Raw genomic sequence first — 13,063 nt, 5'->3', positions numbered from 1 at the left:
CCCGGCTCAGTAGTACTTCAGAAGTCGGCTCCGGTCTCTGGTCGGGTAGGTCCGCGGGATCCAGTATGTGTCCGCGGATTCGTCGGCGCCCTTTGTCAGCGGGTCTTTTCCGATCATCCGCATGACCAACCCGATGGGCGTGACGACAAGGAAGAACACGAGCGTCAGGATGACGCGCGTCATAATGAAGCCGAGAACGACAGCCAGCGCCATCCACAGGATGTAGACGGGCCGAAGGGCACGCGGAAGAGCCGCGCCGATCAGCAGGAAGACGGAAGCCCCGATCGCCATGATAATGGCGAGGGTTGTGGGCGGCAGACCACGCTTCCACAGTATGACGCCGCACACTATCGAAAGGACGCCTCCCATCAAGAAGCCGAACTTGCGCAACTCCTTTCGCTCGGTATTGAGCAATGCGAGTTCGGACCGAATCGCTTGAATCATCGGGGTCGTGCTACCGGGCGGGGACGGTATCGAGGGAGTCGACACGCAACGATGGTTCATCCGTCACGAGCGATGGTGGCTGAGCTTCCAGTCTCTGTCGACCTCTGGCTGCCGGGACTACGCGAGCGAGTCGCGCAAAGTGGTCCGAGGCCCAGACGCGCTCATGGAGCCGAACTACGTCGCGCATCGTCTGCCGGTATAGAGACGGGGACAGCATCGCGGCCTCCTCCATGTGATCGGCGATCTGCGCGAGTCGCGCCCTGTTCTCGAATGTGAATCCGAAGGTGCGTACATCCTCAACGAGGGCAGCATACAGTTCGTCCCATACGGTATGCGGCTCTTGGGTCGTATCGAATGTGTTTCGATCGTAGCGAATTGTCGCGTCGTAGTCGATCGCTTCAACACCGCGTGACATCAACTCGGCCGTGGCGCCCAGGGGGAGAAAGAACCGCACCGTTTCCTTCTGCTCCGTGGCGGTTGCAACGAGAAACACATCGCCTCCCTCGGGAACTGAGCCTGTGGTTCGTTCGGGCGGCAACTTGAAATGAGGGTTCATAATCCTGAATCGTTCGTACAGCGATTCGTCACGAGCAACTCGCCACGCGACGCGCTCGTCCGAACCATCCAGGTGCTGCAGTAATTCACTGAGGAAAAGTGAGTTGCCCGGCTGCAGCTGAATCTGCTCGGCGAATATCGTGGCGGTCGTGTCCGCCACCATCTCCTCCGTTGCGCGCAGGGACGCGTGCAGTGTCAGGACGTAGCCCCGAGAGTAATTCTTGAATGATGATTTTTTCGAGACCTGCTCGAAGCCGTCGGTAAGTGCCCACAGGTAGCCGGTGACGACGTTAGTCGACGGTCCAAACTGATCTCCTTCAGAGGTTAGATACTCACGATAGACGCGAAAAATATTGTACGGTCCCGTATGGTATGCCGAGAGCCCGGGTATCTCGTGGCCGACGGCATTGCTGTATGCTCGAACGACAACGAAGGCGGCCTGCATTGTGATCATCGGGTGCCACTCTTCCCGGACGTCGAGGTTGGTCCCCGCGCGGGTTCGTAAACGGTAGTGGTGTACGCCCCGCGCTCGGAGCATGGCCGGCATCATCTGGTAGCGGCTCCGCGCACCCACACGCGACACGAGTCGATCGTTGTTGAACGTCTCGACAGTTCCGATCTCTGTTGCAAGCAGGCTCAATCCATGATGGCTGGCGAGCCGGATCTCATGCTCGAGGTAACTTGCTTCACGATCCCGAGCTTCGACAACCTGGTTGCGTCTGCCCCATCTGACGCGGATGTCGTTCCGCACGTTGCCTTCAGTCACCAGATCGTCCACAAGCGTACTTGTCAGGCGTCTCCGTTTTCGGTCAACAATTTGCCAATCAGCACTGCCGGTTGCAGCGAATTGCTCGCGGTCCTCCTCAAGTGACGCAACCTTGAGTACGTCTCCTGATTCCACGCTATACGCCCGGGCGGTGAAGTTGTCATCAACAGCCTGCCGGAACTTGTACATCGTCAGGAGTTGTCTGAATGACTGCGCGATGCCAGCCGGCACGACGGCAGACGGATCACCATCGGCGGGGCGAAAGTAATCTGCATGAAGGACGTCCGGATGGTGTTCGAGGTCGGTCAGAACGATACCCTGGACCGGCACGTCGTCAGTACGTTCGACAGGAGCGCCAGGGGCCTTGATCGCGACAGGTTCGATACCGAAAGTCTGCGCCAACACGGCAAGGGCATCACTGCCCATGAGACCCGCGGTAAACAGCATGACAATGGCCCCCGCCGTTCCGGCAATGCGGATTCCACGTAGCACTTCCCCGCGGCGTGCCTGGTACTCGAGCCCGTTCTTACCCATGTCCGTGACTTGATTGCTAGGCGTCCAATAAGGCCCACGAATTTACCTGAGGCGAGAAATCTGGCGAAGTGTACGGTCGCCGTGGGCCCGTCGGACGGTTGTACGCCCTCTAACTGGACGGATTACAATAAGCAATTACGGTGAAAAAGCGAAGTCATGCGTTTATGCCCGAAGTTTTTTAGTGTCCAGAGCTCGCTCCACAAGGTGGCTAAAAAGCGCCATTCCGTTGTCACCCATCTTCTCGGGGTGGAACTGGACACCGACGATCTGTCCGTCACTGCTTTCGACCGCCTCAATCACGCCATCGGGCGCGAATGCGGTGGCCGTCAGTCCTTCGCCGACGGAGGCGATGGCCTGGATGTGATACGTGTTTACCGACATCCCGGGCCGGATTGTTCGGGCGAGTACGCTTCCCGGTTCGACGCCTACAGGGTGATCCGTTGCTCCACGTTTTTCGGAATGCGCCTGTGTCCCTTCCACCTGGTTCTGAACATCTGCGTAGATGGTCCCTCCGGATATGGCATTGATCAGTTGCATGCCGTAGCAAATGCCGAGGACTGGTCGATGCGCGGCGAGAACGGCTTCCAGAATCGTCGTGTCGGAGCGCGTTCGGACCATAAGCACGTCCGGAAGGTCGTCCGGCAGGCTACCGACCAGGCCAATGGTGATTGCGGGACCGCCCGGAACTACGAGGCCGTCGAGGCCCTCGGCGATGCGGCGCAAGAGAGCGGTGGAATTCGTCATCGGAAGAATGACCGGCAGGCCGCCGGCGCGCTCAACGGCGGTCACATACCGCCTGTCAAGACGTTGTTCGCCTTCGTTCAGAGAAGTCGTAATGCCGATGTGTGGGCGGTCTCCAGTCACGGGTCACTCACCGATCTATAGTGGGTATCGGAAAGGGCATTCGAACCAACGGTCGGTAAGAAGTTCCTCCGCAGATCTCGCCTCAACGCATGATGCCCGCAGCATCGAACCGTTCTGCAGTTCGTCCGAATTACCCTTGCACGTATCGTCCAAATCAGGTAACTACGGCCAAACGGCGGCACGTGCTTTGGGCCGGACCGCAAGCCATCATTTGTCTCACACGGTACCGGTCATGAACACCCTTTCGCGTTTTCTCATCATCTCATTCTCACTCTTCGTACTGGGTGCGTCGTCCGCGAGTGCGCAAACAACGGGACCGTGCAGCTCCGAGAGGGCCCACGAATTCGATTTCTGGGTAGGAGACTGGGTGGTCACAGCGAACGGTGTACTTGCCGGCCACAACCGTATTGAGCCGATGCTTGATGGCTGCGTGATCCAGGAGAACTGGGAAGGCGCAGGCGGCAGTAAGGGCTCGAGTTACAATTTCTTCAATCCGACCCTTGGCAAGTGGCAGCAGTTCTGGGTCTGGCGGAACGGCACGACGCTGTATCTGACCGGCGACTATAGCGAGGGAAAGATGATACTCGAGGGGTCGTCGATCAATCGAGCGGGAGCGACGATGCAGAACCGCATCACCTGGTTCGACAACGAGGATGGAACGGTCCGTCAGTTGTGGGAAGTTTCAGCCGATGACGGTGAGACGTGGACCACGTCGTTTGACGGGCTCTACAAGCAGAAAGAGAAGTGAGGATTCGAGGGCGCGCGATCTTCACGCATTTGCAGAGCGCAAAGCTTCCAGGATTAAACCTGCAACACCGGCGGCGGCCGGGTGCGCGCTTGTAGTCACGAGATCTTCCGTCGTCACGTCGTCTCCATAGAAGCGACCTTTCGCGTCTGGTCGGGCTCCTGCGGCGATCAGCGTCCGAGCGATATCTGCAGCGTTGGACGGCACCGTCTGGCGCCACGTCTCCACTCCGTTGGCTGCGACGTAGTGCAGTAGAGTCGCCCGGTGTCCGTAGCGTGAGCGTCTGTGGATGAGGGATCGATCCTTCAATAGCAGCTCGAGCGTCAAGGTATCGCCCGTCACAACGGCGGTTGCGGCATGTTCGAACGGCTTGTCGAGCCTGAAGTCGCCGGCCGTAACTTCGTGCCAGCTGTCAAAGCCGTGCTCACGAGCGACGGCCAGTCTCATATCTGCGAGTCCGATATCGGCTTGCAGAATCTCCGCTGCGGGACGGCCGACGAGTTGCGGGTGCCAGTTCTTCAGCTGCACGCACACTCGATGATCGCGCTCGTGATGACCGACGAGTAACGTGCGAGCCTGGGTCTCCAAAATTTCCCGAATCGTTCCGGCGGCAGGGTAGCGGTCAAGGAGTGGCCTGTGTAGTTCGGCCACCTGCATGACGTCGTTGTCGATGTAGATTTCTACCAATGGCCCGGTTACGTGATGTCGCGAATGAGAATGCGAGTGGAATCTCGTTGGCCTGTTACGTTCAGGGAGACCAGGGTCGAACCTTCGAGAACAATCCAGTCCGTCACATATCGGTCCATCGTACCCTGTTCCAGTAGCGCCAGGAGTGCGGACTTGATGGTCGAACGATCGTCGAAGGTCTCACTTGTAGAAACGCCATGGATAACTCGGACGACGCTTCTCCCGCGATTCGCAGCAAGAGGTATTGTGGCCAGAATCATGTCCTCAGCAATCTGTACCGAGGCTCCGTGCAGATCGAGCTCGATCGTCTGACCGTCATCGGATACGCTGGGATACGGCATGATTCAGTTTGCTTCTGGTATCAAAGTCCGGTCAGGGGCAACTACCGCGTTCGCGATGAGTCGGAGCTCGTTGAACAAGCTCTCGCGTGTAATCTATTGCCCGACATTTCGTTGCTAATCTCCGCTTCGCCCCGCCTCCCGATACAGGGTTCGAATTAACCGCCGGCCTCGATCTTTTATGTCCCGTGATTCCACGACTTGCACACCATTCCGTCGCTGTCGTGCCAGTTCGAGCATAGCTCTGGCGATGTCAGTTGCCTCAACGGTACGAAAAGACGCGGGAGCATGACGAAACAGGCGTTGCCCCAGCCGTTCGGCAAACCTGGACTCCGATCTTTCTCCGCCGATCACCGACGGCCGCAGGATGGTCACGCTCGGCCAGTCCTGGTCGACGATTGCGTCCTCCAGCTCGCCCTTGACCCGAAGATAGAACGTGCGGCTGCGTGCCTTCGCCCCGATCGAACTCACGAGTGAAAAATGTTCGGCGCCGTTGCGTCTTACGAGTCGCGCGAATGTCGATGGGTACGTGAAGTCGATCTGTTGAAATCGTTCTTTCGAACCGGCCTTCTTGATCGTCGACCCGAATGCGCAAAAAACGTCGTCACCGACGAGCACATCAGACCACTCTTCAAGCCGATCAAAGTCGACCACAATCTGCTCGATCTTATCGTGCGCAACGGATGCACCGAGGTCGCGCCGGGTGACGACAAGAACTCTTGGGTAGAGGGGACTGGCGCAAAGCTGGCTAAGGCACTCCGTCCCGACGAGACCGGATGCCCCCAGGAGGATCGCTGTGCGGGGCTCCGTGGTACTGGCCCCGGTGGGACCGGGATGCGAGATCTGCATATTTCTCTTTGTCGTGAGGTGCTGCGGTGACCGTCATCAAGATAGTCGATGGGGCACCCTGTCATCACGCTGGCCTGGAGCGCAACCACTTCAGTGCCTCTCGCTCACTGAGAGGCCAAAGAGGTACGCGCTCTACAAAGTCTCTAACGAAGTCTGCATTCGTCTTCGAGTACTCCCTAAGCGCCCACCCGATCGCTTTCTGAATGAAGAACTCCCTGGAATCAAGATTGTCGGCGATGATCGACGAGAGCAGCTTCGAATCAGTGTCCGACCTGTACTTGAGTTGGAACAGCAGCGTCGTGCGCCTTAGCCACATATTGTCGGACTTTCGCCACCGTGCCATAGCCTGTTTCCGGCTTTCCGGTTCGTGTCGCAGTATGCCGCCGACGGTTCTTGCAGCCAGCGCATCGACGGTATCCCACCAGGATTTTCGCGTGATCAAGTGCTCCAGCAAGTCCAGGTCGTTCGCGTTCAGAGTTGTGTCGAATCGGTCGAGTAAGTCCGTTGCCGTGTATTGGTATTCGCGGTGACGCCGGGTCCACAGGCTGCGAACCAGCGGGCGCAAATGTCGACGCACGTCGTCCCTGTGGTCTGCAAGGTACTCGCGGGTCAGCACACGCCGGGACGGAGATTTGATACCCAGAAACTCGAACTTGTCTCGCATGTAGCGTTTCATCGGGGCGGCGTCGTCCGCAACCGCATTGGCCTCGAAGAGCCGGACGAGAGGGTCAAGGAGATCTTTGGACGGCATTGTACGCGCCTGTTCCTGGGGTTCCTGTTTGGGAGTGGATTGCGACGGCCGATGGCAGATGTCTATTCGTTCGCTTTATTGCCTGTCGCACGACGTTTCCTGTCGATACGCACCGATACCCAGCCCACGAGTGCAATCAGTCCGATCAGGAGGTTCGTAATGATGAAGTACACGACGACTTCTTCGAAATAGTTCGGATCGGTAATTACCAGATCGGCCAGACTCGACTTCGCTCCTGTTTTCGATGGCGTGATCGGCGTGACCAGGGCGATAAGCAGGGCGGCGCCCTCGATCAGCAGCCCGAGCTGAAGGGCGGTGACCGCCGCGGTTTGTCCGTTATCGTCTCCTACTGGTACGGAATCTTCTGGCATGACCCTATTTCGTCGTCGTGCGTTCGAACGTCATCGCTTTATCGTAGTCGCCGCAATCTCGAGCAGCCGCGAGCCGTCGATCCTCGAGTGGCCAGACGGACACGCATCCGTATGATCGCCGGGCCTACCTGTCGATCGGTCGTCGAGTCCATGTATCTCACTCGGAATTCGGCGAACCTGATACCCGGCGTAGATCCAGTTCGTCAAACCAGAAATCGTCGTTCGGAATGTCGATGCGGATGCCTGAGATATTGCCAGGCGGCTCTGTCAGAAACTGGACAACACCCCCATCGAACCATGCGAAATCCTTTCTCCACGTGATCCTGAACGTATCGGAGTGCAGGTGATTGAGATCTGCAACGAGATCGGGAAAAGGCAGGAGCCGGAGCACGAGCGATCCGTCCTCGTATGCGACCGTCGCGTCCCCATACATCCGGTCCGAGAATCGACCTGCGTAGTCGGTTAGCTGTCGTGACATCTCTGTAGTAACGCCGGGGGCCGGTTTGAGTACGGCACGCTGACGTGAGCTGAAGTTCGCGCGATCCTCCAGATAGCCCGGAAGCAATTCAGCGGTCCAGTCACGTTGCGGACCTCCGAGAAACGCATCCAGTATTCTATACGTTATCGCGTTGGTGACGCCCGTCATGGCGTTTGTAAGAACGACCAGTCCGAGATTCTGCTCGGGGACCATCGCGACGCGGGAGAACATCCCGTCGTATCCACCGCCGTGCATAACGACCTTCTGCCCCAGGTAGTCCTGAAGTACCCAACCGAGTCCATAGGCACGGAAGTGTATCGACGGATACTGTTCTTTCGTTTGCGCGCCGACGGGAATCACCGTTTGCGGAGACCACATCTCAGCCGATCTATCCGCCGAAAAGAGTTCGACGTCGTTCCAGTTTCCGCGGTGTAATTGCAGTCGAATCCACCGACTCATGTCGTGAACGCTGGATACGATTCCTCCCGCGGCATCGGCTGCCTCCCACTCAAACCAGGAAAGGGGAATGGTCGCACCGTCGCGCTCGCGATGCGGAGTCGCGACATTGCCCAGGCGTTCAAAGTCTTCGTCCTCCAGAGTCGTTCGTGTCATGGCGAGAGGAGAGAGGATTTCGTCTCGCACAAACTGGTTGAATGAACGCCCTGATACGTTGCTTACAACCTCTCCGGCCGCGATGTACATGACGTTTGAATAGCCGTAGACGGCGCGGAACGGGTATGCGGCGGGAAGGTGACGAATTCGCTTCAGAACCTCTTCAGCCGAATATGGAGTCCCGTACCATACCAGGTCGCCGGAGTAGTCACGATAGCCCGCGCGGTGCGTCAACAGGTCCCTCACACGCAGGTCAATTGTGGCAAGCGGATCGTTCAGCTGCAGGTAGGGCAGATGATCAGATACGTGATCATCCCACGAGATCAGGCCGTCATCGACCAGTATGGCCAGTGCGGCCGCGGTGAACGCCTTCGTGTTGGACGCGATGGCGAACAGCGTGTGTTCGTCGACGGGGTCGCTTCCGCCGAGTTCTCGAAGTCCATAGCCCTTTGAGAGGACTACCTGACCGTCCTTCACTATGGCAACGGCGAGTCCCGGTACCGGCCACGTCTGCTGGGCCTCCGCGATGTACTCGTCCAATTGTTCGACCATGGACTGCTGTCCGGACGCCGGCAGGAACGCGGCCGACAACGCGGCGACAAACAGAAGGCCGCGGGCGAATGTCGCCAGGGCGGCGACGCGGCTACGATGATGTTGGAGTTGAAATGCCATCGTCAGTTGCTCGTTGGTCGAGAGGATTGGAATGAATGGCTATCTGAACGGTTGTTCGAAGAAGCGATAGTAATATACTTTTGGTCCGATAGAATTATCCGGCTGGCATCAAGCGAGCTACGGTGAGAGGATCAGCGGAAGCGTCGTTCGTCCCGACGGGAATCCTTCGCCCTCCGACTCGTCGAGTTCAAAGACATGAAGGTGGCCGAGCTGCTTGTCCTCGCTGGAGTATTCCACTTCGATGTTGAAAGGGCCCGGACTTCCAAGACCACCGCCCATTGTGTGTCCGGAGGCAATAACGCGTCCATTTTGTGCGATCAGTTCCCAGACGACGTTGGACTCAAAAGTGCTCGAACATCCGGCAACGTGGATGGGACTTGTGACCGTTTGACCTGCGGTCGGGTGTGTCACGATAACGAATGCAGCGCGCGACAGAGCCGGGTCGGGAGTTTCGCAAGGATCGTGACGTGCGTCGGAGGCCGTTGACGGAGCGGGTGCAGTATCAGGCGGAGGGTTGCGGCACGCACCCATTGAGCATAGGACCAGGGTTGCCAGAATGAGGACAACGCGGGGTGCTCTCGGGTCAGTCATGATCTGCCGCATGTGTGGCGGATTCTTTGAACCTGACGAGTCGGTACGTTCGTCACGATCGCTGTCTCGTTCGCCTGCTCGTCGCGCCCTCCGTGTCGGACCGATCTTCTGGTTCGTCAAAGAGGGAAGATGATCCGGACTTCACCGTGGTAGAATCCGAACTGGTCAGCACGGCATCCTCTTTCACGATGTCCTCCAGGCGTGCCTTCAACTCCAACAGGTTTCGTTTCTTGCGTCCTGATATCTCGCTCGTGATCCGGCGCGCGATCAGGGCAAGAATGGCGACCCAACCGGCGTAGAGTGCCGCTCCGGTGAACCCGGTAAGTGCGAGCGCCTCAAAAAATATCGGAAGCGAAATCAGACTCAGGACTAACAGCGGAACGTAGGTGGCCGCTGCGAGCGTCGGTTCGTTCCAGAAGATCTGAATTCTGGTCAGGTTATCTCGTGACGTGGCCGTGACGTGGGCCTGCACACTGTTTTGTCCGCTGTGCGCCCACTCTTTCGAATTGCTCCAGGATCGGACCTCGCCGGTGTCCTTGAAGTACCGCCGCGTCTCTGCGACCATTCCTTCCCAGGCCGCGTCGTCGATTTCGCCTTGCACCATCCACTCGATGGTGTGGTTGAGGGGACCGCCCCAGAAATTTGTTTCTGGCTCGGGCGCATGACTCGTTTCCGACGCCGCCGCCGCGACAAATCGAGGGTCAATTCCGGCTTCAGCCGCTATCTGCTGGAGTTCGGCAAGCGAAAGCCCAAACCCCCCGTCCGAACGACTGCTGGCCTGCAACTCCGTGGCGCGCTTCAAGATCGCGCTTACGGCCTTCTCGTCGTACACCTTGTGGTCGCCGGATTCTTCTTGCATAGAACGGACCGGATAAATCCTGGTTGAGGCCAAGCACCGATCAAATAATACGACAGCCGCGGATCGCGGTTCATGACGACGGCCTGGACGAGTGCAAGCGGCCGATGTCGTCTCGTCACGCACGCGAATCGCTGGAAGCAGTATGTAGTAGTCTGGACTGGCGGGCTTAACGCAGAAAGGCGCCCACCTTTCGGTGGACGCCTCTCAAAACATGGCTGCAATCCGCGCACGGGGCATGAATGCCTCATAGCTCGGAGGACAAACCGGTCATGCTATAACGTGACGTCCGTAGACTCCTCGTAGAAGCGAAGCTGGACGAGCTTCAGCCCCTGGTTGTCGTAGCTCCAGAGGTAATCCTGCATCGCGTCGTTGAACAGGTTGTACCGTTCGGTGACCCCGTCTCCATCGAGGTCTACATTTACGTAGAGCAGGTATTTGGACACGTTCTGGAAGTGCGATTTGCCCTTGGTCCGTTCCACCGTGAGGACAGTCATACTGCAAACCTCCTCGTCGTCGACGGTGTCGAACACCCCGTCTTCGCCGGCGGCTGTCGCGCACGGTGTAATCGCACCTGATCCACCCCACTTGCCAAGGGGGCGAGCATAGACGGAGTAGACGGTCATTCCGTCGTTGTCCGGATCCGGGTTGGGCAGCTGGAATCGCGCGCCGTTACCGTCGGTGCCGTTGGCGTCCAGCACGTCGAAATCATCGCCCTCGGCCAGATAGATCTTCGTGTTGCCATACAGCTTCACAAAGATGCGGTGACCATTGTTGTCGTCCATCGCGGCCGACTTGTCCTTCGACACACCGATGAGATTCAGATTAAAGTGCGCTCCGTTCGGCGCGCCGTTACCGGTCGTCTTCAGAAGTTGTGACGAGAGCTCTGCGACGAGCGCGTCGTCGACTTCTATCTCCGTGAAGTCCGTCAACGTGTCGGAGCATCCGAGCCACATCGTGGACGTCATCGTCAGAGCAAAGAGGGAGGCGGCAAGGAGCCGTAGTCGTTTTGTCATGAGATCCTCTACAGGATGGTGGTTGGTGGTGGCACCGGAGCAGAGGTCGGAATCCGCACGACAGGGCAATGAACTGCAGTGTTGCCTCAGATCGGCTCCCGTGCTGCTCGTGTATCGGGTGGAAAACACGAGCCCTTCTCCGCTGGACACAGTTTGCACGAAGGGTATCGACCGCCGTCCTCGACCCTTAAGTAGAGGCTCCCAAATTCACGGCGATCCAGCCGCGACACTAATGACTCAGACGTCGAGTCGCTCGTCGTAAGGAATGATCTCTCCGTGCTCGACATATCGCCTGAGAAGGCGGAGGTACATGGCCCAGCAGTAGGAGGACGTGCGGAAGTGCTTGCCTGCGTTCGGCCACCCTGTATGGCTAAAACGAACCTGTGTCACTCCGCCGGATTCACGGAGTTCGAAGCGAAGGACACTGCCGACCCATTCGGGTTCGGCACTTGTGAATTCCCACGTTATCTCCGAGCCCGGCGTGCACGAGCGCACCTGTGCGCGCCAGTCATAGCCGGGGCCGAAGAACAACTCGTAGGTCGAATCCTCGACGGGTTGGCCGGCCGCGCTTCTCGTCCACCAGACATTCAGGCCTTCCGGCGAGGAGATGGCGTCGAAAACGCGATCGGCCGGTGCCCGTATGGGGAAGTCGTGGTAGATGTCGGCCATGACTTGACAGGATTCGTGGAGCGACGTGCTGATGTTGCACACGCGTAGTCGGGGATGGTTTCCGGCACGTTGACGTGCGGTTGTCCGTACGGAGCGCCTGCGCAGGAAGGATCCTGGGGCTGCGACACCCGTTTCCGTCTACAGCCGCCGGATCTCCATCATAGAAACGCGTAGCCGTACGATCTCCCCATGATTTCCAGATTGCTCTTGTTGGCCGCCGTCCTTGCTCCCGTCTTCAGTACGCCGACAGGCCCATCGGCTAACGAGGAAATGGCGTCAACTGCCGATATTGTTACTTACCGGGTAACCTTCGCGAGCACGTGGAGCGCTGGTACGCATCCGCAGGACTTCCCATCAAACCCACATTTCTCCGGATTGATTGGCGCCACGCACAACGTGGCCGTTTCATTCTGGAATGCGGGTCAGCTTGCCTCGGCGGGCATCGAAAGCATGGCGGAGACGGGTGGAAAGAGTGCACTAATCGCAGAGGTTAACGGAGCGATAGGCGCCGGGCACGCGGAGTTCCTGCTGTCGGGCAATGGCATTGGCCGCTCACCAGGCCAGGTGGAGCTTGAGTTTCAGGTAACCGACTCGTATCCGCTCGTCACGTTGGTATCGATGGTGGCGCCGAGTCCGGACTGGTTTGTGGGCGTGTCTGGCGTGGATCTGTACGAAGGAGGCGCGTGGGTTCAGCGGCTCGAGGTCCCGCTGCTTGTGTACGACGCAGGGACGGACAGCGGCTCATCCTACACATCGGCGAATGATAACACGGAGCCGGCGGACGCGATTTCGGAATTGACGGAGGCGCCGTTTGACGGGGTGCAGCAGGTCGGCACGTTCGTGTTCGAACTGCAGAGCGGGGTGGGAGTCGAGGCGGATGATGCGCTACCAGACACGTTTGGGTCAATCGACATTTATCCAAATCCTTCCATCGACCGCGTCGTCGTGCAGGTCGTTCCAGTGGCGCCAGGCGAGGTTGTGGTTGAGGTGTTTGATGTGCTGGGTCGGATGGTTCATCGGGTATCGGGGACCGACGGTGTGGCTGGTATCGAAGCCCGGCTAAGCGTCGACGTGCAGGATTGGGCCGACGGGTTGTATGTCGTCCGCATTGGGAACGCGGATAGGACGGAGGTCCGCGCTTTTGTTGTTTCGCGCGGGCGTTGAGCAGCGCATGAGACTGCTGTCATCCCGGCCCGGGGGCCGGGATCCATGAGAGGTCTCCTGGTCCTCGGCTGGATCCTCGCCTGCCCTGGCCGACCCCCGCG

Annotated in this window: 15 protein-coding genes; 2 read left to right on the top strand and 13 right to left on the bottom strand. The window is 58.6% G+C overall.

What is annotated here, in order from left to right; genetic code table 11:
- Positions 1–6: 6 nt before the first annotated feature.
- The 3 genes from HKN37_13505 to HKN37_13495 form a co-directional block, all read right to left on the bottom strand.
- A complete protein-coding gene (locus HKN37_13505; GenBank protein NNE47665.1) occupies positions 7–444 on the bottom strand; it encodes a sxtJ in 438 nt (145 codons plus the stop codon).
- A 10-nt stretch (positions 445–454) separates the two neighbouring features.
- Entirely contained in the window at positions 455–2,299 is a 1,845-nt protein-coding gene (locus tag HKN37_13500) for a hypothetical protein (GenBank protein ID NNE47664.1), read from the bottom strand.
- A gap of 162 nt (positions 2,300–2,461) precedes the next feature.
- Positions 2,462–3,163: a C26 family cysteine hydrolase domain-containing family gene (locus HKN37_13495; protein NNE47663.1), complete on the bottom strand. Its 702-nt coding sequence runs from the start codon at positions 3,161–3,163 to the stop codon at positions 2,462–2,464.
- Between the two features lie 232 nt (positions 3,164–3,395).
- Here HKN37_13495 and HKN37_13490 point away from each other — a divergent pair, with 232 nt between their 5' ends.
- Complete coding sequence (locus HKN37_13490; protein NNE47662.1) at positions 3,396–3,911, top strand: hypothetical protein; 516 nt, start codon at positions 3,396–3,398, stop codon at positions 3,909–3,911.
- Positions 3,912–3,932: 21 nt separating this feature from the next.
- Here the strand turns inward: HKN37_13490 and HKN37_13485 are convergent, their stop codons facing one another.
- From HKN37_13485 to HKN37_13440, 10 genes are all read right to left on the bottom strand, one after another.
- Positions 3,933–4,595 (bottom strand): hypothetical protein, encoded by a 663-nt coding sequence (locus HKN37_13485; GenBank protein NNE47661.1) that lies wholly within the window; start codon positions 4,593–4,595, stop codon positions 3,933–3,935.
- Between the two features lie 8 nt (positions 4,596–4,603).
- Positions 4,604–4,936 carry a Smr/MutS family protein gene (locus HKN37_13480; protein NNE47660.1) on the bottom strand — a complete coding sequence of 111 codons (333 nt, stop codon included), beginning with the start codon at positions 4,934–4,936 and terminating at the stop codon, positions 4,604–4,606.
- 114 nt (positions 4,937–5,050) lie between these two features.
- Positions 5,051–5,782 (bottom strand): NAD(P)H-binding protein, encoded by a 732-nt coding sequence (locus HKN37_13475; protein ID NNE47659.1) that lies wholly within the window; start codon positions 5,780–5,782, stop codon positions 5,051–5,053.
- Between the two features lie 64 nt (positions 5,783–5,846).
- Positions 5,847–6,533, bottom strand: coding sequence for a DNA alkylation repair protein (locus tag HKN37_13470; protein NNE47658.1), 687 nt, complete (start codon positions 6,531–6,533; stop codon positions 5,847–5,849).
- Positions 6,534–6,595: 62 nt separating this feature from the next.
- The gene (locus HKN37_13465; protein ID NNE47657.1) at positions 6,596–6,904 is read right to left on the bottom strand and encodes a hypothetical protein; all 309 of its coding nucleotides are present in this window, start codon (positions 6,902–6,904) and stop codon (positions 6,596–6,598) included.
- Positions 6,905–7,061: 157 nt separating this feature from the next.
- A complete protein-coding gene (locus HKN37_13460; GenBank protein NNE47656.1) occupies positions 7,062–8,666 on the bottom strand; it encodes a serine hydrolase in 1,605 nt (534 codons plus the stop codon).
- A 117-nt stretch (positions 8,667–8,783) separates the two neighbouring features.
- Positions 8,784–9,077, bottom strand: coding sequence for a hypothetical protein (locus tag HKN37_13455; GenBank protein NNE47655.1), 294 nt, complete (start codon positions 9,075–9,077; stop codon positions 8,784–8,786).
- A 232-nt stretch (positions 9,078–9,309) separates the two neighbouring features.
- On the bottom strand, positions 9,310–10,116 hold the full coding sequence (locus HKN37_13450; protein ID NNE47654.1) for a hypothetical protein: 807 nt from the start codon (positions 10,114–10,116) through the stop codon (positions 9,310–9,312).
- 272 nt (positions 10,117–10,388) lie between these two features.
- Positions 10,389–11,129 carry a hypothetical protein gene (locus HKN37_13445; protein ID NNE47653.1) on the bottom strand — a complete coding sequence of 247 codons (741 nt, stop codon included), beginning with the start codon at positions 11,127–11,129 and terminating at the stop codon, positions 10,389–10,391.
- A gap of 237 nt (positions 11,130–11,366) precedes the next feature.
- Entirely contained in the window at positions 11,367–11,798 is a 432-nt protein-coding gene (locus tag HKN37_13440) for an SRPBCC domain-containing protein (GenBank protein NNE47652.1), read from the bottom strand.
- 189 nt (positions 11,799–11,987) lie between these two features.
- Here HKN37_13440 and HKN37_13435 point away from each other — a divergent pair, with 189 nt between their 5' ends.
- Positions 11,988–12,962: a T9SS type A sorting domain-containing protein gene (locus tag HKN37_13435; protein ID NNE47651.1), complete on the top strand. Its 975-nt coding sequence runs from the start codon at positions 11,988–11,990 to the stop codon at positions 12,960–12,962.
- Positions 12,963–13,063 lie beyond the last annotated feature (101 nt).

The sequence above is a fragment of the Rhodothermales bacterium genome (assembly GCA_013002345.1).
In the GTDB taxonomy this organism is placed as follows: Bacteria; Bacteroidota; Rhodothermia; order Rhodothermales; family JABDKH01; genus JABDKH01.
The sequence above is the reverse complement of the archived record's forward strand: the minus strand, read 5'-3'. Positions and strand labels throughout refer to the sequence as shown.

What these genes read in the sequence shown, in the direction of transcription:
- HKN37_13505 (NNE47665.1), bottom strand. Translation starts at nt 444, where the DNA reads ATGATTCAAGCGATTCGGTCCGAACTCGCATTGCTCAATACCGAGCGA.
- HKN37_13500 (NNE47664.1), bottom strand. Translation starts at nt 2,299, where the DNA reads ATGGGTAAGAACGGGCTCGAGTACCAGGCACGCCGCGGGGAAGTGCTA.
- HKN37_13490 (NNE47662.1), top strand. Translation starts at nt 3,396, where the DNA reads ATGAACACCCTTTCGCGTTTTCTCATCATCTCATTCTCACTCTTCGTA.
- HKN37_13480 (NNE47660.1), bottom strand. Translation starts at nt 4,936, where the DNA reads ATGCCGTATCCCAGCGTATCCGATGACGGTCAGACGATCGAGCTCGAT.
- HKN37_13475 (NNE47659.1), bottom strand. Translation starts at nt 5,782, where the DNA reads ATGCAGATCTCGCATCCCGGTCCCACCGGGGCCAGTACCACGGAGCCC.
- HKN37_13470 (NNE47658.1), bottom strand. Translation starts at nt 6,533, where the DNA reads ATGCCGTCCAAAGATCTCCTTGACCCTCTCGTCCGGCTCTTCGAGGCC.
- HKN37_13465 (NNE47657.1), bottom strand. Translation starts at nt 6,904, where the DNA reads ATGCCAGAAGATTCCGTACCAGTAGGAGACGATAACGGACAAACCGCG.
- HKN37_13460 (NNE47656.1), bottom strand. Translation starts at nt 8,666, where the DNA reads ATGGCATTTCAACTCCAACATCATCGTAGCCGCGTCGCCGCCCTGGCG.
- HKN37_13450 (NNE47654.1), bottom strand. Translation starts at nt 10,116, where the DNA reads ATGCAAGAAGAATCCGGCGACCACAAGGTGTACGACGAGAAGGCCGTA.
- HKN37_13445 (NNE47653.1), bottom strand. Translation starts at nt 11,129, where the DNA reads ATGACAAAACGACTACGGCTCCTTGCCGCCTCCCTCTTTGCTCTGACG.
- HKN37_13440 (NNE47652.1), bottom strand. Translation starts at nt 11,798, where the DNA reads ATGGCCGACATCTACCACGACTTCCCCATACGGGCACCGGCCGATCGC.
- HKN37_13435 (NNE47651.1), top strand. Translation starts at nt 11,988, where the DNA reads ATGATTTCCAGATTGCTCTTGTTGGCCGCCGTCCTTGCTCCCGTCTTC.